At 46.6% G+C, this 26275-nt stretch carries 20 protein-coding genes; 18 read left to right on the top strand and 2 right to left on the bottom strand.

The features are described 5' to 3' along the window. Position 1: 1 nt before the first annotated feature. The 12 genes from FHW88_RS25485 (at position 2) to FHW88_RS25540 (ending at position 14694) form a co-directional block, all read left to right on the top strand. The gene (locus tag FHW88_RS25485) at positions 2 to 5428 is read left to right on the top strand and encodes a helicase-related protein (RefSeq protein ID WP_176628449.1); all 5427 of its coding nucleotides are present in this window, start codon (positions 2 to 4) and stop codon (positions 5426 to 5428) included. Positions 5429 to 5463: 35 nt separating this feature from the next. Then, positions 5464 to 7482 carry a type IV secretory system conjugative DNA transfer family protein gene (locus FHW88_RS25490; RefSeq protein ID WP_176628450.1) on the top strand — a complete coding sequence of 673 codons (2019 nt, stop codon included), beginning with the start codon at positions 5464 to 5466 and terminating at the stop codon, positions 7480 to 7482. Next, entirely contained in the window at positions 7479 to 7889 is a 411-nt protein-coding gene (locus FHW88_RS25495) for a hypothetical protein (protein ID WP_176628451.1), read from the top strand. The genes FHW88_RS25490 and FHW88_RS25495 overlap by 4 nt, the downstream gene beginning before the upstream one ends. A 41-nt stretch (positions 7890 to 7930) precedes the next feature. Next, a complete protein-coding gene (locus tag FHW88_RS25500) occupies positions 7931 to 8341 on the top strand; it encodes a hypothetical protein (protein WP_176628452.1) in 411 nt (136 codons plus the stop codon). Continuing rightward, a complete protein-coding gene (locus FHW88_RS25505; protein WP_176628453.1) occupies positions 8338 to 9933 on the top strand; it encodes a zincin-like metallopeptidase domain-containing protein in 1596 nt (531 codons plus the stop codon). Before FHW88_RS25500 ends, FHW88_RS25505 begins: the two co-directional genes overlap by 4 nt. A 2-nt stretch (positions 9934 to 9935) precedes the next feature. Next, on the top strand, positions 9936 to 10712 hold the full coding sequence (locus FHW88_RS25510; protein ID WP_176628454.1) for a DUF4099 domain-containing protein: 777 nt from the start codon (positions 9936 to 9938) through the stop codon (positions 10710 to 10712). Further along, positions 10712 to 11320, top strand: coding sequence for a hypothetical protein (locus FHW88_RS25515; protein ID WP_176628455.1), 609 nt, complete (start codon positions 10712 to 10714; stop codon positions 11318 to 11320). The genes FHW88_RS25510 and FHW88_RS25515 overlap by 1 nt, the downstream gene beginning before the upstream one ends. Before the next feature lie 9 nt (positions 11321 to 11329). Then, positions 11330 to 11809, top strand: a complete 480-nt coding sequence (locus FHW88_RS25520) for a hypothetical protein (protein WP_176628456.1) — start codon at positions 11330 to 11332, stop codon at positions 11807 to 11809. Positions 11810 to 11910: 101 nt separating this feature from the next. Beyond that, a complete protein-coding gene (locus FHW88_RS25525) occupies positions 11911 to 12144 on the top strand; it encodes a hypothetical protein (RefSeq protein ID WP_176628457.1) in 234 nt (77 codons plus the stop codon). A 151-nt stretch (positions 12145 to 12295) separates the two neighbouring features. Beyond that, a complete protein-coding gene (locus FHW88_RS25530; RefSeq protein ID WP_176628458.1) occupies positions 12296 to 13087 on the top strand; it encodes a hypothetical protein in 792 nt (263 codons plus the stop codon). Between the two features lie 25 nt (positions 13088 to 13112). Beyond that, positions 13113 to 13892, top strand: a complete 780-nt coding sequence (locus tag FHW88_RS25535; RefSeq protein ID WP_176628459.1) for a hypothetical protein — start codon at positions 13113 to 13115, stop codon at positions 13890 to 13892. Positions 13893 to 13995: 103 nt separating this feature from the next. Further along, positions 13996 to 14694 (top strand): glycoside hydrolase domain-containing protein, encoded by a 699-nt coding sequence (locus FHW88_RS25540; RefSeq protein ID WP_176628460.1) that lies wholly within the window; start codon positions 13996 to 13998, stop codon positions 14692 to 14694. A gap of 315 nt (positions 14695 to 15009) precedes the next feature. Here the strand turns inward: FHW88_RS25540 and FHW88_RS25545 are convergent, their stop codons facing one another. Continuing rightward, the gene (locus FHW88_RS25545; RefSeq protein ID WP_317171386.1) at positions 15010 to 15486 is read right to left on the bottom strand and encodes a S1/P1 nuclease; all 477 of its coding nucleotides are present in this window, start codon (positions 15484 to 15486) and stop codon (positions 15010 to 15012) included. Between FHW88_RS25545 and FHW88_RS25550 the strand changes: the two genes are divergently transcribed. Beyond that, positions 15481 to 15687 carry a hypothetical protein gene (locus FHW88_RS25550; RefSeq protein WP_255485432.1) on the top strand — a complete coding sequence of 69 codons (207 nt, stop codon included), beginning with the start codon at positions 15481 to 15483 and terminating at the stop codon, positions 15685 to 15687. The genes FHW88_RS25545 and FHW88_RS25550 overlap by 6 nt on opposite strands. A 133-nt stretch (positions 15688 to 15820) precedes the next feature. After that, positions 15821 to 16381, top strand: a complete 561-nt coding sequence (locus FHW88_RS25555) for a GNAT family N-acetyltransferase (RefSeq protein WP_176628462.1) — start codon at positions 15821 to 15823, stop codon at positions 16379 to 16381. A gap of 27 nt (positions 16382 to 16408) precedes the next feature. Here FHW88_RS25555 and FHW88_RS25560 read toward each other — a convergent pair whose 3' ends face one another. Then, the gene (locus FHW88_RS25560; RefSeq protein WP_176628463.1) at positions 16409 to 16675 is read right to left on the bottom strand and encodes a hypothetical protein; all 267 of its coding nucleotides are present in this window, start codon (positions 16673 to 16675) and stop codon (positions 16409 to 16411) included. Between the two features lie 89 nt (positions 16676 to 16764). Here FHW88_RS25560 and FHW88_RS25565 point away from each other — a divergent pair, with 89 nt between their 5' ends. The 4 genes from FHW88_RS25565 to FHW88_RS25580 all read left to right on the top strand — a co-directional run bounded on the left by FHW88_RS25565 (position 16765) and on the right by FHW88_RS25580 (position 26220). Continuing rightward, on the top strand, positions 16765 to 17487 hold the full coding sequence (locus tag FHW88_RS25565) for an ImuA family protein (RefSeq protein ID WP_176628464.1): 723 nt from the start codon (positions 16765 to 16767) through the stop codon (positions 17485 to 17487). Further along, the gene (locus tag FHW88_RS25570; protein ID WP_176628465.1) at positions 17480 to 18982 is read left to right on the top strand and encodes a Y-family DNA polymerase; all 1503 of its coding nucleotides are present in this window, start codon (positions 17480 to 17482) and stop codon (positions 18980 to 18982) included. Before FHW88_RS25565 ends, FHW88_RS25570 begins: the two co-directional genes overlap by 8 nt. After that, the gene (locus FHW88_RS25575; protein WP_176628466.1) at positions 18979 to 22182 is read left to right on the top strand and encodes an error-prone DNA polymerase; all 3204 of its coding nucleotides are present in this window, start codon (positions 18979 to 18981) and stop codon (positions 22180 to 22182) included. Before FHW88_RS25570 ends, FHW88_RS25575 begins: the two co-directional genes overlap by 4 nt. A gap of 633 nt (positions 22183 to 22815) precedes the next feature. After that, positions 22816 to 26220, top strand: a complete 3405-nt coding sequence (locus FHW88_RS25580; RefSeq protein ID WP_176628467.1) for a hypothetical protein — start codon at positions 22816 to 22818, stop codon at positions 26218 to 26220. Positions 26221 to 26275: the final 55 nt, after the last annotated feature.

Below are 26275 nucleotides of genomic sequence, written 5' to 3' on the forward strand. Positions count from 1 at the left end.
CATGGCTTTTAATACTGCTCAAAAGCTGGCCGCCAATATTGCGGCCATTCGCATCGCCCTGGATTTTAACGGACAAACACTTACGCCTGCAGAAGTGCAGCAATTGGGAAACTACGCAGGTTTCGGTGGGCTGAAAGCTATTTTAAACAGGCCGGGAACTTTGGACGACTGGAAGAAAGCGAACATTTCAGAAGCAGATCTTAAACTGTATCCGCAGGTCATGGAAATGCATAATCTGCTGAAAGAGAAGTTTGAGGAACAGCAATACAGGGACACTTTTAATTCTATTAAAGGTAGCAGGCTGACGGCATTTTACACTCCTGCCTTTATCCCGGAAAAGATCTACTCAGCTTTGAAGAACAGTAATATTGTTCCTCGGCGATTGTATGAACCCAGCGCCGGAGCCGGCGTATTTATCGCAAAAGCTGCAGAAACATTTCCCGGAATTGCCGTTAACGCGGTTGAAAAGGACCTGATGACGGGAAAGGTACTTGCTGCATATACGGCCGGTCTCGGTATCGCTGCCAACGTACAGATCAAAGGACTGGAAGAAACCGATGCAGCGGAAAAAGGACAGGCAGACCTGGTCATCAGCAATATCCCCTTCGGTAATTTTGCCGTTTTCGATCCCGCATACCTGGGTAGTCCGGTTGCTTCGAAAATTCACACCTACTTTTTTGCCAAGGGGATGGATAAGCTTGCAGATGGCGGTATACTCGCCTACCTGGTAACGGACGCTTTTTTAAACAGTCCCTCCAACGCCACGGCGCGTAAGTTGCTGATGACATCGGCCGATCTGCTTCATGTATCGGTGTTGCCGGCAAACCTGATGAAGGAAAATGCCGGGGTTGAAGTAGGTACGCACCTTATTTTAGTGCAAAAGAACACGGCTAAAAAAGAAATGACATCGGCCGAAAGCCTGCTGATAGAAACTGTTGAACGCGAAAATGAATTTGGCAAATATTCAGTGAACGCCTATCTGAATGAACGGTTCAACCTGATCTTAGGCGACGAACTCATTGAAGGTCGGAATGCCTACGGAGACGCCTGCCTGATGATATGGCAAAACGGCCGGATGGAAGCGGCAGGCGATACCTTGCTGGAATTGCTCAGCAAAGATCTGCAGGCAAACTTTGACCGGCAGAAGTGGGAGTCCATTGCTTTTAATGAGGCAATCAGTAAGGCTAAGCAGTTAACCTTTCTTCCGGCCCCGGAAGAAAAAAAAGGTGAAGTGACTGGTCAGTTGGGCCTGTTCGACATGGCCCCTAACCATAACCGTGCCGCTGCCTATCTCAGTGATGTCGACAAGGCATTGGTTGACAGTTCTTCTGCAAGGCAGGTTAGCGTAATCAGGACCACGCAAAATCCGCTGCATGATAGCTTGGTCTTGCTGACTGCACGTTCGAAGGCGAATGGCCGCTACCTGTATAAACTATTCAGTAACGTTAAGGAGCTTAAGTTTTCCAACAAATGGTTGAGCGGACAGACGCTGGGGCAGGAACTCGATATCCTTTCAGCTAAATTGAAATATTATTCCCACGACTACGTGTATGAAGGTGACAGTAGCCTGGAACCTGCATTCAAGCTCATGCCTGACCGGCCAAAAGCATTTACCGATCTACGTTCTTTTTATATTGATGGTACATTAGTTGTTTTTGAAGGTCGGATCGGGAGGATCGGCAGCGCGCAAAACGGTGAGGCTCCCTTTGATCCCCTGGAAATCCAGGAAGACGTCCCATTCTACCGTGACTATATCAGGTTACGGGATATTTATCTGCAATTGTCCGGCGATGAGGCGGAATACCTGGTCCAATATCCTGAATTGCGGAAAGATCTGAATTCCTGCTATGACCGGTTCGTTTCAAAATATGGGGAACTCAACAAAACGGCCAACCGCAGCCGGATCTTTAATGACGTAGCGTTCGGCTTCAAAATATTATCATCGCTGGAGTTGCGGTCCGATGAAAAGTACCTGCGCTCAGATATTTTCCACGGGCCGGTTTTTCCGCGGAAAAATTTGCTGCAAACCGATGATCCGGTGGAGGCGCTCGCCATCTGCCTCAATGAATTCGGCAGGGTAGACCTCCCTTATATCTCAGAAACAACCGGTCTTCAGGAAGCTGAGATAATCCTTCAGCTTGAAAAACAGATCCTTTTTAACCCGTGGGATCGGACATGGGAAACAACGGACAAGTATCTTTCAGGAAATGTAGTCGATAAGCTGAAGCGGGCAGAACTGATGTTGCTTGACGAGCCTGAAAATATCCAGATCGCCCGGAGCCTGGCCGCCCTGCAAAGGGTTCAGCCCGAAGTCATACCGTTTGAACTGCTGGACTTCAATCTTGGTGAGCGCTGGGTGCCGATGGGATTTTATAACCGGTTTGCGACAGCTTTCTTTAAGACCGACGTGGATGTTAATTATTTCGCATCAGTTGACACGTTCAAGGTTAGCCTCAAAAACCGGCAATCGGTTGTAGCCGAGGAATATACGGTAGTCCCAAGATCTGGGAATAAAATTTACGCCGCCACATTACTGGAGCACGCACTCGAAAATACCTCGCCCCAGATCACATATCCTGTGGAGCGCGATGGAAAGGTTGTCCGGCTTCCTGATACCGACGCGATACAGTCGGCGCACAGAAAGATCGAAACCATTCGTGAACGTTATGGGGAATGGCTGAAAGGGCTCGATGCCGGTGACAAAAAAGTATTGCAAAGTACCTATAACGAACGCTTCAATTGCTACGTGCTCCGGGAATATAACGGAAGCCATCTGAAGTTTCCCGGCCTTGACAAAGCAGCGCTGAAGATCGACAGCCTTTATCCTTCACAGGAAAATGCCGCCTGGCGAATTATCCAAAACCGTGGTGGTTTGATCGATCACGAGGTTGGCCTGGGCAAAACACTGACCATGATCGTCGCCGCCATGGAAATGAAAAGGCTTGGTGTCATCAACAAGCCCATGATCCTCGCCTTAAAGGCGAATGTAGCCGATATCGCCGGTACGTTCAGAAAAGCTTATCCCAAAGCAAGGATCCTGGCACCCGGAGAAAATGATTTTACGCCCGCGAAGCGCCTGCGGCTGTTCCACGAGATCAAAAATAATAACTGGGATTGTGTAATACTCACGCATGACCAGTTTGGAATGATCCCTCAGGCCCCGGAAATACAAAAGGAGATTCTTGGAACCGAATTGGAAAACCTGGAAAATGACCTCGAAACATTGCGCGATCTCGGCGGGGATATCAGCCAGTCGATGCTGAAAGGGTTGGAGATCAGGAAACAAAACCTCGAAGTGAAACTCGAAGGGATTCTATATGCGATTGAACATAAGAAGGATACTGGTATTAATTTTCAGGAAATGAACGTCGACCATCTATTTGTAGATGAATCACACAAGTTTAAGAACCTCACTTTTACTACAAGGCATACCAGGGTGGCAGGCCTCGGCAATATGGCCGGTAGTCAGAAATCGCTCAATATGCTTTTCGCAGTGCGAACTTTGCAGGAAAAATTTGATGCGGACCTCTGTGTAACCTTCCTTTCAGGCACACCTATTTCCAACAGTCTTACGGAAATGTACCTGATCTTCAAATATCTCAGGCCCCGTGAACTTGAACGCCAGGGCATCAGCAACTTCGACGCCTGGGCGGCAGTTTATGCGAAGAAAACAGTTGACTTTGAATTCACAGTAACCAATGAGATCAAAGCGAAGGAGCGGTTCAGGCATTTTATCAAAGTACCGGAACTGGCTTTGTTTTACAACGAGATCACGGATTATAAAACCGCGAAACATATCAACCTTGACCGGCCGGAATTGGATGAGGAGCTTATTAACATTCCTCCGACCCCTGATCAGAGTGATTTCATCGACAGGTTGATGCAATTCGCAAAAAACGGTGACGCGACATTGCTTGGAAGAGCCCCGCTTTCAAGGGAAGAGGACATCGGGAGGATGTTGATTGCGACCAATTATGCGAAGAAAATGTCCCTGGATATGCGCCTCATTGATGAAAGCTTGTATGATGACCATCCCGGCAATAAAGTTAATACCTGTTGCCGCATGGTGTCAAAATACTACAAAGAAAGCATGGACCATCGTGGCACGCAATTGATATTTTCCGATCTGGGCACGCCCAAACCCGGCGCTTTTAATGTTTATGAGGAGATCAGGGACAAGCTGGTCAGGGATTTTGATATTCCTCGTGCGGAAATATCTTTTATTCATGACTGGCCCGGAAAAAAGCGTGCGGAAATGTTCCGCCTGATGAACTCCGGCTCGCTGCGTGTCATGCTCGGCAGTACCGATATGCTCGGCACAGGTAACAATATACAGGAAAGAATCGTCGTCATGCACCACCTGGATACGCCCTGGCGCCCAAGTGACCTTGATCAGCGTAACGGTCGCGGAGCCAGAAAAGGTAACTGGCTTGCCAAGTTGCATTTTGACAACAAGGTAAAGGTTTTCATCTATGCGGTAGAAAAGTCACTCGACAACTATAAGTTTGGTTTACTCAAGAACAAACAGACGTTTATAAGCCAGATGAAGAATAATGATCTGAGCGTCCGTACATTGGACGAAGGCGGTATGGACGAACAGAGCGGCATGAATTTCTCGGAATATATCGCTATCCTTTCAGGCGACACCTCATTATTAGAAAAAGCAAAGCTTGATAAAAAGATCGCTGTGCTGGAAAGTGCCCGTTCGTCACATTACCGCGAAGTGGCGAGAGCGCGGATGATCCTGGAAAGTCTGGAAGAGGAAAGCCAGGCAACGTCAAAGACGCTCGAACTGATGGCTACCGATGAAGCGGCCTATAAAAATGTGTTGCAGTATGACGGCGAAGGAGCAAAGAAAAATCTTCTCGTGCTGAGTGATTTTCCATCCGCGGATCCCGTTGAGATCGGTAATTATTTCATCAACCTCTATTTGAAGTGGCGGCCTGCCGGCCAGGAAAAGAATGAAATGCGCATCGGCAGCCTCTATGGATTCGATCTTTTTGTACGACATAAACTTAGCGGGATAGGTGATCCCTCCGCTAAACTGGAATTTACCACGAGCCTTTACGCGGAAAGCCCTCTTACCGGCATTAAATACATGCTCAGCAACGGCGCGCCCAATATCGATAATCCGAAGACCGCTGCACGTTACTTTTTAAATGCCATTGACCGGGTTGGCCATCTGGCAGAAAAATACCGGACGACACTTGCCGGAATTTCAGAACGTTTACCGGCCCTGACCGAATTGTCGCAACGAACCTTCGATCAGGAAACGGAATTGATCGGTTTAAAGCTGGAACAGGAGAAACTCGAAGCTGAGATCAATAAAAATATCGCCGAAAAACAGCAACCGAATTCCGACGAAGAAAATCCCGATCAGGATGAGGTTTTGTCTCCCGGTTTAAATCCGGGCGGCCCCAAACGCTGATTTTAATCTTTCCCACCATTTCTAATCATTATTCTATGGAAGAGACCCATGAACAGCAGAAGCTGCATGGCTTCCTCCGATGTGGTATATACCTCTCGGTACTTTTGGAAGCAGCAGTGTTTGTTTATATCGACGCCCCTTTCTGGGGCGTTTTTGCTTTGCCGCTTCACCGGCTTGCTGTACTCGCAGTTTATCACAAACTCATTTACAGCAAGCTGGCCACGATGTTCCTGATCTGCCTCGTCAGCATCGGGACGCTGGCAAAAAAAGAAAGAGAACTCGATCCGAAAAAGCACATTGTTTACCCGCTGGCGCTTGGCTTGCTGCTTTTTTTCGGTTCTATGGTTTATATGGGCCGGGCTTCTCCGGTTTTGCTGCCCTTTACTACCGGGTTTAACCTGCTTTACCTGGTCTGCTCGCTTGCCGGGGCACTCATGATCAGCCTGGCGATGGACAATATTTCCAAAATGATCAAGACTGGTTTGGGTAAGGACAAATGGAATGTTGAGGCCGAAAGTTTTATGCAGCCGGTGAAACTGGAGGAAACACCTTATTCGGTCAATATCCCGATGCTGTTCTACCACGACAAGCGCATCTGGCGGGGATGGATCAACCTTTGCAACGTTTTCAGAGGTACCATCCTGATCGGGACACCAGGAAGTGGGAAATCCTTCAGTATCGTCAATCCCTTTATACGCCAGCTGATCGGTGACAAAAATTTCGCGGTATGCGTGTATGATTTCAAGTTCCCTGACCTTGGGAGGATTGCATATTACCATTATCTGCTGGCGAAGCAGCGCGGAAAAATGAAAGATTTCCGCTTTCATGTGGTCAACCTCGATGACATAGAAAAGAGCAGGCGCATCAACCCATGGCGGTCAGATTATATCAACACCCTCGCGGATGCCGCTGAAACGGCAGAGGCCCTGGTACTGGCGTTAAAAAAAGGCGATAGTTCGGGTGGCAGTGATCAGTTCTTCACGCAGTCGGCAATCAACTTCCTGGCATCATGTATCTATTTCATGAGCAAGCATGATGGTGGTAAATATTCAAGCCTGCCACATGTACTTGCGCTGCTCAACCGCTCCTATGAGGAGATCTTCAACGCCCTGACTTCTGAGCCGGAACTAAAGTCAATGATGTCTCCTTTTATGACAGCCTACAATGCAAAGGCATTCGATCAGCTGGAAGGCCAGATCGGTACTCTGAAGATATTCATCAGCCGTTTGGCGACAAAGGAAACATTTTGGGTGTTTTCAGGGGACGATTTCAATTTGAAGATCTCGTCAAAAGAAAACCCGGGCATACTCGTGCTGGCCAATGACCCCAACACGCAAAATATCAATTCGGCCTGCTATTCGATCGTGATCAACAGGCTCACCAAGCTGATCAATACCAAGGGAAACCTGCCTTCAGCACTGATCGTGGATGAGGTGCCTACGCTTTTCGTTCATAAAGTTGAAAACCTTATAGCCACCGCGAGAAGCAACAAGGTCGCGGTATTGCTCGGCCTGCAGGAGTTGCCTCAGTTTGCGCAACAATACGGCAAAGACACGGCAGCGACGATCACCGCGGTCGTGGGGAATGTGCTTGCGGGTTCGGTACGCAACAAGGAAACACTCGACTGGCTGGAACGGCTGTTCGGCAAATCCAAACAGATCGGCGAAAGCCTGTCCATTGACCGCAATAAAACATCGACATCACTAAATGAAAAACTGGAAGAACTCATTCCTGCTGGAAAAATAGCATCCCTCAATACGGGTGAGCTCGTCGGGATCATAGCCGCTGACGCTGAAGAGAAATTTACCGGTAAATATACAACCTCAGCTATCCATTGCCGGGTAAACCTCGACATGGAACAAATCGCCAGGGAGGAGCGGGAATATAAACCATTGCCGCAGTATTATGATTTTGGGGAGGCTAAGGACACCACGCTCACAAAGAATTTTTTCCGTATCACCCAGGAGGTCCAGGAGATCGTACTCAAATTCAAATCTCCTTCAATCTCCCCTTCGGGTATTATCAAAGGCACCTTTAAATCTAATCCAACTTGAACAACGAAGAATTAATTGGCCAGCATGTCCTGGTCCATCCGGTCCTATGGGATGATCCTGCTGAAAAGAACGGCGAAATAGGAATGATCACTGAAGCCGATCTTGCTGATGATGTCATCCGTGTGAAATTCGAGGACCAGAAATATGGTTTCTATGGCAGTGACAGCCTGCTTGTATTTCGTCCTTCCAACGATATCTACGAGCAACTGAAACAAAATGCAGGTCAGCTCTCCGCTGAACAGTTCAAGGACCTTAAAAACATTGCGCTCATGCTTGATTACGGAAAAGAACCACAGTTGCTGAAGGCGATGGAAATGGTGCGCGAAAACCCAGAATCCTTGGAGGATAGCATGATATCGCTTGAAGATAAACTCAGAAACGCTGAAGTACGTCAGGTTGGCCGCTGAAACTGATCTTAATATGAACATCAAAAAACGAAAGGCATGACATGATGAACAATGAATTATTGGGCACGCTCGCGCTCGTGCACCCCGGTCTCGAAAATGACCCGGCGGAACGGCAGGGAAAGATCGGCGTCATTACCTATGTGGACGCGCTTAAAGAGCAGGTCTACCTGAGCTTTGAAGGCGGACAGGAGGGACGCTACCAGGCGGATGAACTGCTACGCCTGAAGGAAAGGGATAAACTGTTCCCCGACCTGATGAAAAATGCCGGCAGCCTTGATCTGCACGATTTTAAAACCCTGTTCAAGATCAGTAACCTGCAGGATATGGGCAGGGGACAGGACCACTGGCAGGCATTGGAAATTGCCAGGGATAATCCGACAGTTTGGGAAGGCAGCCTGGTGAGCCTGAGCGATAGCGTATCTCAAAAACAGGCACAACCTTTAAGCCGGTGAAGTCAATTTGGCTTTGCGCCCTCATCTGCCTGCCCCTGAAACAGCTGCGTATCACTTCCGGATATGGTTACCGTATCCACCCGCTGTCCGGAAAATATGCCCTGCACGCCGGAATTGACCTGCGCGCCCGCCGAGACACAGTCTATGCGGTCATGGATGGCCGGATCAGCGTAACTAGCTACAATTCAACGATCGGTTACTATCTCCGAATCGATCATGGCGGAATCTCTTCGACCTATGGGCATCTCAGTAAAATACTGGTAATGGCCACTGATACGGTTACCGCAGGACAGCCAATCGCGGTTACCGGGGCGACCGGCCGGGTGACAGGAGAACACCTCCATTTTTCTATTCGGCTGAACGGCCGCAGCATTGACCCCCTCAAATTTCTTTATCAAATCTTAATCAATAAAACTATGGCAAACAATTTTAAATCCTTACCTGAGCTTGTAGCCAACAAGCTCGCTTCTGATCTGAAGAACGGCACATCTTTTCTTCAGAAACCCGTTAAAGACAATGGCAATCCGGCATTTGTGTTGCCTGTTAACGCCAATTCAGGAAAAGGCTACAGTGCCCTGAATGCCGTTAACCTGGCCACGCGCGGCCACGACGACCCGCGCTGGCTTTCTGCAAAAGAGGCCAGCTTCACTGGTTATGTTGTAAAAGCCGGGTCAAAGGCGACCATGATCAGCTTCCTGAAAGACAACGATATCCAGGCAATCCGCGATCATACCGGAGGCAAAATGCTGGATGAGGAAGGTAAGACTCAGGTAAGGGTGGTGGAATATGAAAAGCCCCGCAATGCTACCTTCTTCCTGTTCAATGCGGAGCAGATCAACCGGATCCCACCGCTTGAGGAGTTTCTTGAAAAAAATAAACAGCAAACAGATCAGTCGCCCGTTGAAAAAGTGGAGAAATTGATTGCGGAACGTAAAGCCGTGATTGTCCATGGTGGCCAGGAAGCTTTTTATGATAACGTAAAAGATGAGATCCACCTGCCGGAAAAAGATCAGTTTGAAAATGAAACGGCTTATGCCCAGGCTGCAGTTCATCAGCTTGCACATTGGTCAGGGCACGAAAGCCGCCTGAACCGGCCAATGGAGGGGAACTTCGGATCGCTTGCCTATGCTAAGGAGGAAATAAGAGCAGCGATTGGCGCAGCCATGATCGGCGCGGAGCTGGAGATCGGCCACAACTTTCCGCACCATGCAGCCTACGCCGGTACCTGGGCGAAAATGCTCAAGGATGAACCCTTCGAAATGTTCAGGATCGCCATCGATGCACAAAAAATCAGCGACAAGGTTTTAGGCGTAAACAGGATCCGCGAACAGGAGCAGGCACCGGTCCCGGAAGAAAAGAAAGAATTCAAAAAGGGCGACGAAATAGGCTATAACGACATGATCTATAAAGTCCTTGAAGTGCATAAGAACAGTAACATTAAAGTTGAAGATCAGCAGGGATCGAAAAATGTATTTAAACCAACGGACGGCATTTACAACTCATTGCTGGAGGTGAAATACGCACCGAAGCAAAATGATTTGGATGCTTCGGAATCGCAGGAACAGGAACAAGGTGCTAAAATAGGGAGGTAAGTATGGACCTGGTGAGATTTAAAGAATCCGAGCTCCCAATAAAGGATCTCGAAACGATGGGGCTGGCCGCAGATGGCCGGCTCCTTTTGGAAGAGGCAGACCTGCGAGCTTTGCTGACAGGCCGCCGAACCTCCCTGCTGCAGCTGGAAAACCTCAAAAATGATAAAATAGCCATTAAGGCCCTCGACGCTAAAATTTCACTGCGAACCGCCGGTAACGGCAAAACTGAATTGCTGATCCATCCTGTTTACCATAAACCCCCGACACCGGATTTTCTCGACGATGATGAAGCTGCTCAGCTCGAAAAAGGCGAGGCGGCCAATCTGCAGAAGATCGTTGATGACGGTGAAGGCGGAAAAAAGGAAATGCTGGTCGAATATGACCCGGAAACACGGGAATTCATCGTTTCGGATACCGACAGGATCCTTGCTCCGGATATGGTGAATAGTGAATATCTGACTCCGGCACAAAAAGAGCGTTACCGGAAAGGCAAAGAAGTGGAGATCGATGACCGCACCAAATTCAGCTATTCAGCCGTTGATAAGCACGGTATCCGGGCAAATAAACTGGCGCTGATCGCTTCCATTCTCATGGATGCAGGAATGTCCTATGTTTTATATAAAGGCTTGAACGCGCTTTTTAACAGGAAACATGATCCCATAGATTCGGCGGAATTAAGCCCGGGTTATCACCAGGCCTTAGAACAACTGCAGGCCGATAACGCCGTAATGAACAACAGCCATATTCGTTTCGGCGCAAAGCAAAGATATTTCAGGTAATGAACAGGCTGTTGAACAGTTTGGGCATTCCAAGCGAAATTCAATCTTTTTTCGACATTGAAAATCAACTGCAATTTGATTATGGGGCAGGGATTGAAGTTTTTGATGCCGGATATCATTTCGTGCCATCTGCAGAAACTTACTATTTACGCGGCTCGCCCGCCTCCAGGAAGGTCGTCGTTACCTGTTCTGTTATGGAAGCGATAGCATGGTCGTTTTTTAACCTGCATGACTACCCGGATATGGAGCATCATGCTTTTGCTGCATTGGGTAACCGGCCTGATCTAATCAATTTTCAGGGCCTTACGGCATTGTTTCCCAAACGAAAATTTGTCCTTGTCTTCGGCTGCGATCTCCTGGGACGGGCGACAGATATTTATGTTGCGGCTACCTTAAACCGGCATTTGGTCAGGCTCGATATAATAGATCGCGAAACCATCGGGATCAGGCTGGAGCAGCGCATTTTTCAGTTTGAGCAGGAACGTTTGTCATTGAACGCTTTCCAGAAATCTTTCCGAATAAGAACTGCTTGCCGTACATCGAAACCCAAAGCATATAATTCTTACCTGGATCAATTGATTGCGGGCCACTTTCCACATGAACTATAATATTGAAAAATGAATGATTGGTATGGAAACAAGGTGTCCTTCAGTGGTAGCGAAGAAAATATCCTGGAGGTTCTCGCATTTTTTAAGGAGATCATCTATAATCATAGCGAGGAGTTATCAGGCTATGGCGACTTCAGGAATTTTGGATTTTTGAACGACGGTAGGGTGGTATTTGAGAGTGACGGGAATTCAGGTATTAATGCGCTGAAGGACGTCGCCGAACATTTCCGGGTTGATTTTCGATTACGCTTTTCGAACCGATATAGTTATGGCGAAGCTGTTTTTACAGATGGGCAACTGGACGTGCTGGTACTCGATGAAGATGAAATGCGGTTTCCAGCCTATTATCAGGAACTAAAAGCTTACACTTACGGCAATTTGAAATTTGCGACGCATCTCAAAACATTGCAATATATCCTGGACCAAAAAAGGTTGAAATTATCCGAAGATCGCCAGATAAATCAACCACAAAGAGGCTTCAAACGATAGTTTTCCACGATTTCTTTTGCCAAATGTTAGTTTCTTTTCCGGTTTTATGTGCCTGTTTTCTTGATGCTTACTAAAGAATTTAGTACTTTTAAGGGTTGAATATGATGAAGACCATTTTTTATTTTATTGTAACATCCTGTATCTCAACGTTCGCGTTCTGGGGCGCTCTCGGTGCGAAAAATCCGTTCCCGCTCTACGCGGTCGCTTTCGGGATCTGGGGGCTATTCTTATGGGGCTATAACAACCGCATGAAAAAGGAAGCCGCAAGGAAGTTCAGGGAGCGCGCATTTGAAGATTACATGCGTTCAAGGGGACGCGGGCGCTACCCCTTTTAAGTATGCAGGGAAAAATCGTATATTACATTGTCCATTGGTGCAGGACTAAATGCACCTGTGATAAGGTTTAGGTTAAAATCCCCGGCGGCGAGCGCTTTGGGGATTTTTATTTAATAATCGGTTCCATGCTCTTTTATTTAATCTGACACTTATGGACAAACCTGAGCACGCTTTCTTCAAATCGGAAAGCCGGATCTCGCCTGTAGATATCGTGCTTCGATATGGTAAGATCAACCCCTGGGAACTCTATTTCAAACTTGCCGAACACAAAAATTTTGAGGCAGCGAAAGCGGTATTTGACAGGTGGGACGATGATTTCGTCAAAGAATCGGATCGTTACCTGATTACAAGGTTTGTTCATTCCGAATGGGCGAAAGAAGAAAGACCACTGTATATCGCCCATTGTTACCTGATGAAGCTTATCCGTGACAGGAATGTACGTGACGAATGGGCAGTCGAAGAGGATGACGAAGAGGACGTAAAGACACTGAGACGTCTTTCCGGCATACTCCCTCGTATTGATATCGATGGTCATGATTTCATCGTCGACTGGAAGCTCCGCGAAATGAGGGAAGCCGCTAACCCTGCAAACAAGATTGACATCCGTCAAATGGAAGCAACACGGTTTAACGACGGCTACATGGCGTTCTATCACATGAAAGATAAGGCTTTGGTTACGATTCCCGGGGATATTACCGTGCTGCCGGAGAATGTTATGCTACTGCGGATCCCGCACGAACTCAAACTTGATCCGCTGGCAGCAGCGCTGGACCGCGGATTTGATGAGTTGGCCCTGTTGAATGGAAACCCGGTAAGGGAGTCGCTTAAAGCCGAGTTCTCGGAGCTAAAATATACTGATCTGCCGGAGATCATCGAACGGAACCTTCAGGGAATACGGGCAGGCGGTATCGAAACAGTGCAAGGAAGGAAAAAAAGTATCTGACCAGACATTTAAAACTTTAGAGATTATGGAACAGCCCGAAGACATCCTTTTCAGGACCACAAGCAATATTACCGTGGTTGAGCTCCAAGGGATACATGGTGACCTGTTGCCGGCAGACGTCGTTCTCACAATGGCTGAAAATAAGAATTTCGACGCGGCAAAAGCGGAGTTTGAGACCTGGGACGATATGGCTGTATATGATATGCAGTATTTCCTCAATGTCGCATTTCCACACAAAGAATGGCTCGAAGGATCCGCAGACACCTTTATTGCTCGTGGTTTTGTAATGAAACTGATTGATGAACACAATGGGTGGCCGCGTGAAATCCCGGGACAGCCGCTATCCGCGGATGTATTAACACTTCGGAGGTTAGCAGGATTTCTTCCTCATATCGACATTGCCGGCGAAGACTTTACCGTCGACTGGCGATTAAAGGAATTGCGCGAAACGGCAAAATCATGGAACAGCCTCCAGATCCACGAAATGGAATTGTCTCCGGAAGGAGATGCCTACCTGGCCTTTTACGACAAAAAAGATCATCGGCTCTACAAAGGAGACCCTGCTTCGCCGGAGGCGCAGGATAATGTGGTCATCATCAAAATCCCCAATGAATTATCGCTCGACCCGATCGCCGTTGGATCGGAGTATGGCCTTAAGGACCTGTCACTGCTTGCGGCGAACCCAATACGCGAGAAGCTCATTGCCCAGGTCATACCATTGAATGCATACTTATCCAGAGAAAATGTCGAAAATAAGATGCCGGATGAGAATGATCGAACAAAGGGCGGAAGAGGCAGGCGGTAAACGCGTTTGCCATGATAAAAAATAGGTATTAAATATTGTATCTCGCTGAAAATCATTGTAAATTCAGGTGTACATTTTGCCATTTACCTAAACTCAGCATAATATGCCAGCATCAATACTTCCCGGAATCATCGAAAAAGCACCCGTCGGAAAAAAAGGGTTCGATGTTAATTCGCAACTTTCTGCAATTCATGCCAGTAACATTAAAAACGCCGGTTACGATTTCTGTATTCGCTATATCCCGCGCAAAGCCAGCCTGATCAAAGGCAACATCACCCACCAGGAAGCGCTGGACATTTTGAATGCAGGCCTGGCACTGATGGTCGTGCAGCATGTTGACAATCCAGGATGGGTTGCAAGCGCTGATCTCGGTAAGGCCTATGGGGCTTATGCCGCCGAATACGCGCAGGAAATAGTTGGTTTACCGCCTGGAGTAATGATCTGGCTTGACCTGGAAGAAGTATCGGGATCAGGAGGCGATCAGGCGATCATCGATTATTGTAATACCTGGTATGAAGAAGTAAAAAATGCGGGTTACGAGCCGGGGATTTATTGCGGTTTCGGGACACAGTTATCATCTATTCAACTTTATCAAAAGCTCAAATTCCAGCATTACTGGCGTGCCTACAACGGCCCCGACGTCGCTGTGAGAGGATATCAGCTGCTGCAAAAAACGCAGAAACTCATCGACGGTTTTTGGATCGATCCTGATGAAACCAGGGATGATAACCTTGGTGGAAAAGTGCAATGGCTAACGCTGACAACTTTTAATCCAGTGCCAATTCCTCCGCCTGTTGTGTAACAAGCGGAGGACAATGGTTATATGCTGTTATTAATGCCCTGGCGGAGGCATTAGCAATTGACCGGCTTTTTTGACCTCAATCTCAGATTCCCCCCTTGAAGTCGATCAGTTTGCCCAAGACAATGAGCCTTGTATCTTTTTCTTTGATCTTTTCACCCAAAGCTTTGGCATCCCCCCCTGAACAGAAGGGTAAGCTGCTGGTTAGGATATGCCGCGCCGAGGTTGACCAGTAATATTTCTCCCAGCTCTTTATAATCTGCTACGGTTGCAATGACATTGACTTCCTCGCCGATATGCTTGCTGACCTCTTCCAGCTTAACGGGAGGGTAAGCCTTTTGATCCCGGCTCGCTCTTTACTACCGGCGGTGGGATGCTCTCGGTTAAAGCAGCAACATACTCCTTGCTGAACAGTTCGTTCAACAGGCCAGCCAGCCTGATACCGGCTTTCTCAATACGTTCGTCGACAATAGCGATGTGCGAACGGTAATAATCTTCTCCCGGTTTACTGCCCGGCAGGCTTTCCGGGTATAATTTCGAACTGATCTGGTAACTTTCCCAGATCCACACCAGCAGGCTATCGGCCTGCCATTGTTTGACTTGTTCTGCCGACGCCTTATCAAACTGCGCGGCAATCTCCCCCGCCTTCAATCTCTGCTTATCAATCATCCGGCTGTCCCACAGCGCATGCATATTGGTTCCTTTGTCCTCAAATTGCAGTTGGATTGTATTTTCGCCCTGATCTTCCTTTCTTGAAACGTGCATCGGCTGATGCAAATCCCCCACGAAATGCACAATAAATTTCAATGCATTCTCTCTCTCCTGTTTACCGGCCGCAGGGTTTTTCAGAAAACCGCCGAAAAAGAAGGACAGGCTTTCTATGAAGAAAACAACAAAGCGGCAGGCACACGTTTGCGTAATGCTTTACAACAAATCAAAGTGATAGCCACTGATTTGCGCAAAGATGTTACTAAAAAGAAAAATGCGGAAAAATAATTAACAACGAAGATTGTTTTGGGAAGGGTGCTGCGAAACCGCAGCACCCTTTATTTCAAAAATGCTTTAAACAATTTGGGAATTTCATGCTTATAGAGTTGTAACAAAGCACCATCACAATTATTTTCGCCTTATGTTAGTGCCAGTACACCTCGAAAAAGAAACGCTGATCATTCAATCCTTCGGCGCTGAAGACCTTCAGAAATGGCCGGCAATGGTTACAGATATTTATGCCTTGCTTTCAGATAACCAGACGCTTAAGTATTTGCCTTTCAAGCGGCTCAATTCCATCAATGATGCCGATGTCTTATTGAAAAACGCCCTTTTGAATCTGCACTGCGGGAGAAATTACCTGCATTTTATTCGTAAAAAAAGTGACGGACGTATCATCGGCTTTATAGATGTTATTTCGCCGGAAATGGCCAGGGAACATTACCGACTTCGTCAATATCCTTATTTTATCGAGTTCTGTATCAAGACCGAATATTCGAAAAAAAAGGTGATGTCCTCTTTGCTGCCGGAGTTTTTGAACTCACTGCGGAAGCAACGGATTGGGGATATCGCAGCCGTGATCAACCGCCGGAACATCGGCGCTAAAAAAGTGCTTAGCAAATCGGGCTTCAGTTACTACAGTTTTTTTGACGATCACCAGGATATTTACCAATTTTCTGACAACAGGTCCGCTGTTGCCTGACCTCCGAGAAAACCTGACAACTGTTGGTTATTTCCGAATGCTTTTTAATAATTCTTCCATTTCCCGCTGACAGCCGGTAATCACCGCGGCGACATCTTCCTGTTCTCCGACCTCCAAAAGTTCCCCATCGTAGATCCAGTTATCCTCCTGGTCGAATAACAGCCTTCCCAGTTTCTGTTCTGGTAAAGGTTCGTAAAGCCAGTAACCGCCTGTTGTATCCGGAACAAGCTGGATCCAGCGTCCGGAGCCGGTTTTTACACTTATCGGCTTATCATCGAATAACTTACTTTTCATTAAAAACAAAGGTGGATAAAAAATTGTAAAAAGTATAGTGGTTTGCTAAAAATATTAGTATAGTTTTGTAGTCCCCAAATTGAAACGTTATGGCAGGCGAGAAACAGGCAATCATCGACAAGCTTAGGCAGGATATCCTGGCCTGGGAAGGCTTTAAGCCCGCAGCAACCGAGGGCGCTCATTTCGGCCTCGGTCCGCTCGAAGCAGCATTCCCCAATAAGGTTTTTCCAACAGGGGCGATTCATGAATTCATCAGCGGCCGGCCCGTTGAAACGGCGGCATGCGGTGGTATCATTGCAGGCATACTCCGTGTACTTCTGGAAAAAGGGGGGATTTGTGTATGGGTAAGTTATACGAGGCGGATCTATCCGCCCGCATTGAAACGGTTTGGACTGAACCCTGACCGCGTAATCTTTGTCGACACACCCTTGCAGAAAGATGTACTGTGGGTGATGGAAGAAGCGCTCAAATGCCAGGGGGTAGCGGCCGTGGTCTGCGAAACGCATGACCTGAGTTTCATGGAATCCCGACGCCTGCAGCTCGCGGTCGAGCAAAGCCATGTAACCGGCTTTGTGCTTAGGAAAGATGTCAAAAAAGAAAATACGACCGCCTGCGTTTCACGCTGGCATGTCCAACCTGTCCGGAGCCAGCTCAGGGCAGGAATGCCCGGCGTTGGCCTGCCCCGCTGGCAGGTTGAGCTGACAAAAATCAGGAACGGAACTCCTGGTACATGGACCCTGGAATGGTTTCAGCACCAGTTTCGCACCGTAACGCCTTTTGCCGCACCCGAAAAATTGCACCGGTATGCCTAAACGTTTTTTGTCCCTTTGGTTCCGTTACCTGCTGACGGATTGGAAAGCGGTCCGCCAGCCGGAGCTCAGGGGAAAGCCTTTTGTTTTCGCTGAGCCTGATCATGGACGACTGATCGTTACAGCGGCAACTGCAACAGCGCAACAATTTGGCATTGAAGAGGGAATGACTGTAGCTGATGCAAAGGTGATCGCTCCTGACCTAACCGTTTTTGATCATAAAAAAGGCAGGGAAATAAAATTACTTGGCGGCCTCGCGGAATGGTGTCTCCGCTATTCTCCTTTGATCATGCTGGACCCACCTGATGGTTTATTACTGGATATTACCGGCTGTGCCCACCTCCGGGGAGGAGAGCGCGAATTTTTAAAAGATATGATCGGGAGGCTTAAGGTGATCGGCTACGATGTTCGCCCGGGGATTGCCGATACAATCGGTTGCGCCTGGGGTGTTGCCCGCTGTGCGCAAAAAGGCCTGATCGTTCCCGAAGGAGGTCACCGTAATGCCTTGATGCCACTACCTCCATCGGCGCTGCGCTTACCAATGGACCTGTTAATGAAATTGCAGAACCTGGGGCTGGATAAGATCCGCAGTTTCGTGCATATGCCTCATTCGGTGCTCCGCAGGCGCTTTCAAAAAGAGCTGGTATTGCGGCTTTTACAGGCGCTCGGTCAGGAGGAAGAATTTCTCATTCCGCTGAAAGAAGCGGTGCCTTATACCGAACGGATAGAATGCCTGGAACCTGTCCGCACCCGTGAGGCTATCGAGATCGCGGTTTTTAAATTGTTGGACGCACTCTGCAAACGCCTGTACGGTGAAGGCAAGGGCTTGCGTCAATCGGAACTGATCTGGTTTCGTATTGACGGTAAAAAGGGGCAAATAGCTATTGGTACCAGCCAGGCCAGCAACCGCACCGATCATCTTTTCAAGCTTTTTTCATTGAAGTTTGATCAGATTGAACCTGCACTCGGAATAGAGCTTTTTGTACTGGAGGCCTCACTTGTGGAAGCTGTCAATGATAAGCAGGCAGGCCTTTGGGCCGGAAAGCCGGGGCTGGAAAGCGAAGAGATCGCTGAACTGATCGACAGGATTATGGGGCGGATCGGTAATGAGGGTATCAGGCGTTACCAGCCTTCGGAACATTACTGGCCGGAGCGCGCTGCGGCGCCGGACTACCACGAGGATAACCGCATCGATGGTGAATGGTGGAACGACCGGCCACGGCCTATCCAGTTGCTGGAACAGCCCGAGCTGATCCAGGCGATGGCTTTGACCCCCGATTATCCGCCCAAAATGTTTACGTACCGCGGTAAACGCCATGTGATCGTCGCTGCCGACGGGCCGGAACGGATCGAGCGGGAGTGGTGGCTGGATCCAGGTGAACACCGCGATTATTATGTGGTCGAGGATGAAGAGGGTGGAAGATACTGGTTGTTCCGTTCAGGCCATTATGATTCAAAAGAGTCACAGTTGTGGTACTTACATGGTTATTTCGCATGAGCTACGTAGAATTACAGGTAACCAGCAATTTTAGTTTCCGGCGAGGCGGGAGTCATCCGGAAGAACTTGTCGACCAGGCGGCCGATCTCGGCTATGATGCGATTGGCATTACTGACCGCAATACCTTCGCCGGCTTGGTGAGGGCTTACGTGGTAGCGAAGGACAGGAATATCCGCTTAATACCAGGTGTACGTTTGGATCTTGTCGACGGCCCTTCTTTATTGGCTTATCCGACTGATAAGGATGCCTATTCCCGAATTTCGGCCTTGCTGACCAAAGGTAACCTGCGGGCCGAAAAGGAAAAGTGTTTTATCTACAAAAAAGATGTTTACGAGCACAATGAAGGCAGTATTTTCATCATCATCCCCCCCGGCAAACTGACAGAGGATTTCGAGTTTGAACTGGTATTTAAAACCCATGTTCAGGAATACCGGGCTAACCTGAACGAACTTTATGTGGCAGCCACACGGTCATATCTCGGTGACGACCTTAAACGGCTTTTCCTCCTGTCGGAGTTAAACGTGCCGCTTGTAGCTACAAACGATGTGCATTATCATTCGCCGGAACGTCGCGAGCTTCAGGATGTGCTCACATGCGTGCGGGAGAAATGCACCATATTCAACGCCGGGTACCGGCTGCATCAAAACGCCGAACGTTTTCTCAAGCCGGCTGTAGAAATTGACCGGCTCTTTAACCAGTACCCGGAGGCAGTAGCAAATGCCCGCAAGATCGCGGATGCCTGCACATTTGATCTCAGATCCTTAAAATACCAATACCCGCATGAATTGACTACGGACGGCCGGACTCCCCAGGAACAATTGGAATGGCTGACCTGGAGAGGGGCGGGAGAGATGTATCCGGACGGGATACCTGATAAAGTCCGGGCGTCGCTGAACGATGAACTGAGTATCATTCAGGAAACGGAAACCGCAAATTATTTTTTAACGGTGGAGGATTATGTCCGCTGGGCGCGAGGCAGGCGGATCCTTTGCCAGGGGCGCGGCTCTGCAGCTAACTCGGCAGTGTGCTTCGTGCTCGGTATTACGTCCGTCGCTCCGGATAAATTCAACCTGCTTTTTGCGAGGTTTTTGTCCAGGGAGCGTAATGAGCCTCCTGATATCGATGTCGATTTCGAACACGAACGCCGGGAAGAGGTTATCCAGTACGTTTTTGAAAGGTTTGGGCGTGACCGTGCCGCGATATTACCAACAGTGACGATGCTGCACTTTAAAGGCGCTGTCCGGGACGTTGGCCGTGCGATGGGTTTGTCATCAGATGTGGTCGGCAAACTATCTGATGCATTTGGTGATTTTTCCGAGGAAGATATGGATGCGGGTCAGCTGAGGTCGTTTGGCCTCAATGCCAAAGAGCCCCTGCTCCTGAAAGTGATGCAGCTGACTTCCCAGATGATCGGCTTTCCAAGGCAATTGGGACAGCATACCGGTGGCTTCGTGATCATTGACGGCAAGCTCAGCGACCTTTGCCCGATTTTTCACGCCCGCATGGAAAACCGTACCAATATCGAATGGAACAAGGACGATATTGACGCGCTGGGTTTCATGAAGGTGGATATCCTTGCCTTGGGTATGCTCACCTGTATCCGTAAAGCTTTCGACCTGGTTGAAAAACATTACGGCAAACAGCTTACCCTGGCTAACATTCCGCAGGATGACCCTGCGGTTTACGAAATGATCACCGCTGCTGATACCTTAGGGGTGTTTCAGATCGAAAGCCGTGCCCAGATGTCTATGCTGCCGAGAATGAAACCCAACTGCTTTTATGACCTCGTGATTGAGGTAGCTATAGTCAGGCCAGGCCCGATCCAGGGTGACATGGTGCATCCTTATATCCGGAGAAGAAACGGTGAGGAAGCGGTTGATTATCCTTCAGATGAAATCAGATCGATCCTGGAGCGTACACTTGGTGTACCGCTTTTTCAGGAACAGGCCATGGAACTGGCTATCGTTGCTGCCGGTTTTACGCCTGGCGAGGCCGACCTGCTCAGGCGAAGCATGGCGACCTTTAAGTTCAATGGGTTGGTTACCAAATTTGAACACAAGCTGATCAACGGCATGACCTCCAGGGGATATAGCAAGGACTTTGCGCAGCGCATTTTCAAGCAATTGGAAGGCTTCGGCAGCTATGGTTTCCCGGAAAGCCACGCTGCAAGTTTCGCCCTTTTGGTTTATGTTTCCTGCTGGCTTAAACATTATTATCCGGACGTCTTTGCGGCCGCGTTATTAAACAGCCAGCCTATGGGATTTTATCAGCCCGCTCAAATTGTCCGGAACGCGCAGGAGCATGATGTTAAGATTTTAGAGATTGACGTCAATTATTCCAACTGGAACAACACATTGGAAAGTAAAGACGGACGCTACTGCCGGTTACGCCTCGGCTTCCGTCAGATCAAAGGTATCCGTGAAGAAGAAATGGAGAAATTGGTAGGGGGGAGAATGGTCCATTACACGGAAGTGCACCAACTCTGCGATGCCGGTGTAAGCGTAGCTACAATGGAGAAACTGGCTGATGCAGATGCATTTCGCTCCATGGGCCTTGACCGGAGACAAGCACTGTGGCAGGTGGCGGCATTACACGACCGGCCGGTTGCACTTTATGAAGGGCAGCCTTCCCAAAGTAATTATGAACCACAGATACAGTTACCCCTTATGAGGGATTCCGAACATGTTGTGAAGGATTACGCAACGACCGGCCTCTCTGTGAAAGGACATCCGCTTAGTTTTATCAGGCATCAGATGGATCTGTTGCATATCATCACCGCTGCTCAGGCCAATAAAACAGAAAATAAAAAGGTGATTAAAACAGCAGGACTCATCCTGATCCGTCAGCGGCCGGGAACGGCCAAAGGAGTTTGCTTTATCACCCTGGAAGATGAAACCGGAACCTGTAACCTTGTCGTATTCCCAAAACTGTTTGAGAAATATCGAAGGGAAATACTTCATGCACGCCTGCTGATGGTCGAAGGCATGGTAGAGCAGACCGAGGTAACCCACATAATTGTTCGCCGCTGTTTCGATGTAACCAGGTTATTGGGCGATCTTACTGCGATCCGAAACGAACAACAACCGGTATTGACCTTATCGCGCGGAGATGAAAAGGCTTCATCATTTATCCCGATGGAAAAGCCGCTGAAGACACAATCACCTGAAGATAGCATTCATAAGGGAAGAAATTTTAAATGATTCACTCCCAAGAGCTCAATCGTGAATTATAAACAACCATATGGGTATACTCGCTAATGGTATTGTGGTGTTTTTTCCCTTGATTTCTTCAAATTAACTTGTCTCATTAATTTATATTCAATAAATTAAGTGTTTTATAATCAGTTGTTTATTGATGTTAGAATTGATTTTGAACTCGTTCTGCGTATTTTTAAATTTAATATTTTCAAAACCTGAACGATGCTGACTATTGAATTAATCGAAACGAAATTAAAGATCATGAACCCGGACGGGTTTCACCGTCTATGCGATGCTTATTTATTTTTTGAGGGTGAGGATGAATTCGATAGCATCGCTCCGGTTGGCCAGGTGGAGGGTAAACAAAAAGCAAGAAAAGGAACCCCGGATACAAGGATCAGGCGTGCAGATGGTAGTTATATTTTTATTCAATACACTACACAGGAGGACTACCCGAAAACTGACCTGCTTTATAAAAAGCTGGAAGAAGATTTAAACAACTGTTTTAATCCCCGTAAAACGAAAGTAAGCCTGGCTTACCTGGAATTGGTGATTCTTTGTTTTAACAGCAATATTGGGAACGCCGAGGAACAAAAGCTTAGGGATGTAGCGTGGGCTAACGGAAAAAGGCTACAATTGATAAACCTATCTACGCTGGCACATAAAATAGTAAAGGATTATCCATTTTTAGCTAAAGAGCACCTCGGAATTGAAATAGAAAGTTTTCAATTATTACCTATAAAAAAATTCATTGAAGAATATGAACGTGGGGGGATTGCAACGCCTTTGTCCAACACGTTTCTTTATAGGGAAACGGAAATGGCTGCTATTGAAAGTTCTATAACAGCCAATATGATTACCGTGATTTCAGGAAAAGCTGGAGTTGGTAAAACGAAACTTGTTGTCGAAAACTTAAAAGCTTTTACTAAAGGCCATAGAAATTTCCAGGCTTTTTGCATTCGTAACAAAGATCAGCCCTTATTAATGGACCTCAGGCGTCAGCTGTCAGCGAAGAAAAAGAAGTACCTCATTTTCATTGATGATGCTAATAAAAGCATAGCGCAGCTAAGAGATGTTCTCACTTTTTACCAGGAAAATCAAGCTGATTTCCGGCTAATCTTAACAGTTCGCGACTATGTATTAAAAGATATTGAGCCATTTATCAAGGGGTATCGAAATGGCATTATCAATGTTAAAAATTTTGATAGTCAGCAGATAAAAGCAATTGTAAAAGCCAAACCATTTTCAATTCGGCACCCCTTATTTTTAGAGCGCATCAGAGAGGTTGCCAGAGGTAATCCCCGTCTCGCAATTATGACTGCTATTGCGGCAAAAGATAGGACACTTGAAGAACTTAATAATGTGGCAGAGATATACAAGCTATATTTTGAACGCATCACCGGCGATAACCCGCTATTAGCTTCAGAAAATTATTTACGCGTACTTGGAGTTTTAGCCTTCTTTCGATCCATAGATAAGGATGATCAACGTGTTTCAGAAAAGATCCTGCCGACCTTCGGCCTTGATGAAAATGATTTTTGGACGAAGCTTTACGAGTTAGAAAGAAATGAGATCGTGGATGTTTTTACAGATCGTTCTTCTGCCCGTTTCTCAGACCAGATCCTTGAAGGTTATTTATTTTTCCGTGTGTTCTTTGTCGACAAACTGCTTGATTACAGTATTGTACTTGAAAAATTTTATCCAGATTATGCCGGCAGGGTTAAGTATACTGCAATTGATGCGAACAATACTTTCGGATTTGAAGATTTTGGCAATTTGATAAGGCCTTACATCTATCAGAAATATCAGCATATCACTGAATCCGGAGGCAATGTCAAAGATTATCTGGGAATTTTCTGGTATCATTTACAGGATGAAACTTTGCTATACATCAAACAACAGATAACTGCAATGCCTGATGCAGAGAACTTCGTTCTCGAAAATAGAATAGCTACAGCGAGGTTTAATGAAAAGGTGTTTGGTGTTGCCGGAGACATTACCCTGGATAAAGATGCGAATGATGACTTACTTGAGCTGCTTTCGCCATTTATTTATAATCTAACAAACGATTTTGAACTTGCTGTGCAATTAACATTTGATTTACTTGAAAAGAAACCCATTTTGGTCGAACGGATAGCAAGGGAAATCAAATCTTCATTTAACTTTTCTGTAAAGGACGGTATATATCATTACTATCGCGAGGAGCGATTTGCTAACTTATTGGTTGAAAAAACTAAAACAAACAAATCGGTCTTTTTTTACCTGTTCTTTAAGTTGGTACCTCATTTCCTGAAAACCAGGTTCGATACTTCTTTTTCAGAAGGCCGAAATATCAGTATCAGTTATATTGAACCATCGGCGTCAGAAAAATACCTTAAGATCAGGTCCTTATTTTGGGAAAGATTTAATGAAATATATGGACTGTATCCCTTACTTTCTATTTTTAGCTTTAAGGCGATTCTGGATTCTTTCGGTCCTGATTTTCAAAAGGATGTACGTACATCTGACTGGGCCTTTATTGAAGCAATATTTAACAGGCACTTTAGCTTTGACCATTTTCCGGATGTCTATGCTATCAATGAGTTTGTAAACCGTGGTGCACGTATGGGCCTAGACAAGAAGTTATACACGGAGATTAAAAATAAAGCTCAAACGCCTGATTACAAGAAGTTTTTGGTATTGGACTATAATCAACTACGAAACAGGGAGCGCTTTCCACGGGATGATCAACAATTTCATGACTGGCATAACTGGTTTCTTGAAGAAAAGAAGAAAGAGATCTTAAATGCGTTCAATCACAAAAATATCGAAGGATATAAGGACACGTTTAATTTTATCAATACCTGTATGGAATTACAGTTATGGGATTTTTATAACGTCAGTAATGCAGCGCAGATCCTGTTTAATGCTGCTGTTAAAAAGGGAATCCCAGTCCGGGAATTCTTGGTCTATCTTATCCATTTGCCGAAATTTAATCAGATTTTCAGTTTTGACAGGCTTTTCAATTATCTGAGGGATTTGGCTCCGGCATCTATACCGGAACTGGCGAATATTTTAAGCACAGAAAATTACCCTAATAAATACCATGTTTTATTAGCCTATTATAACAGCCTGGATGACCGGAATATTAATGAAGCCAGTTCCCAAGCCTATCTTAATCTTTTAGAAAATTTTGAAGGTCGATTCTATCTATACTTTAGCAATGTGGCAAGTTACCTGAAAATTGATCGCTTATTTCTAATTAAAGCTTTAAGGGTGCTTATCGCCAATATCGAGTCCGGCAAAAGCGACTATATACTGAATGACGAATTTTTTGAAAATCATGAAAATGATGTCCGGGATACAGGGCTTATGGAAAAGGCTTACCTTCAAATGCTCAAAAAAGAGGATCATTATGATTTTGATGGTAGCGAATTAATGGTCATATTGAAACGCCGTCCATCATTTTACCTCAAGTTTTTAGATCAGTTATCAGACGAACGTTCAATACATCGAAGTGATGATAAAAAAATTGCAAAGGTTTGGGAACTACCAGGTGCATTTAAAATCATTGAAAAAGCTACTAACTTTTTAGCTTCTCACCAACGTTACTACTATCACGCTGAAGAATTACTGGCTGATTTGTTTGAAAACACAATCACAGTCCCTGATTACCGGGAAAACAGGCGAAAATTTTTGAAAGATTATATAGTAGCAAATGCCGAAAATATTAAACGAATGAAAGCTGTATTTAAGGTAATTGGTGGTAAAGTACAGGGAGACTATGATGAATTATTAACGGTTTTTCTTCAATCAAATAAAAGCTTTACTCAGTTTGAAAAGATTCGATGGGATGAAAGAACCATGCGCTTATTAAGCGGCGATGCGATATCCGGCGAAATTGACGAACGGGCATGGCAAAGAGTAAAAGCCGTCCTGGAAAAAATGCAGCCTTCCGGCGATTACCTGGAACACCGGGTTTTTGTGGGCAAACAAATTGCCTACTGCCAGAGAAGTGCGATTCGGGAACGGAAACATAATTTTTTAAGAGATGATTATTAAAGGCAAAGTTAAAGCCCGTAGCTAAATCTAAAAATATTTACAATCATATTCATGC

Origin of the sequence: Mucilaginibacter sp. SG538B, assembly GCF_013376065.1 — a bacterium.
Lineage (GTDB): Bacteria > Bacteroidota > Bacteroidia > Sphingobacteriales > Sphingobacteriaceae > Mucilaginibacter > Mucilaginibacter rubeus.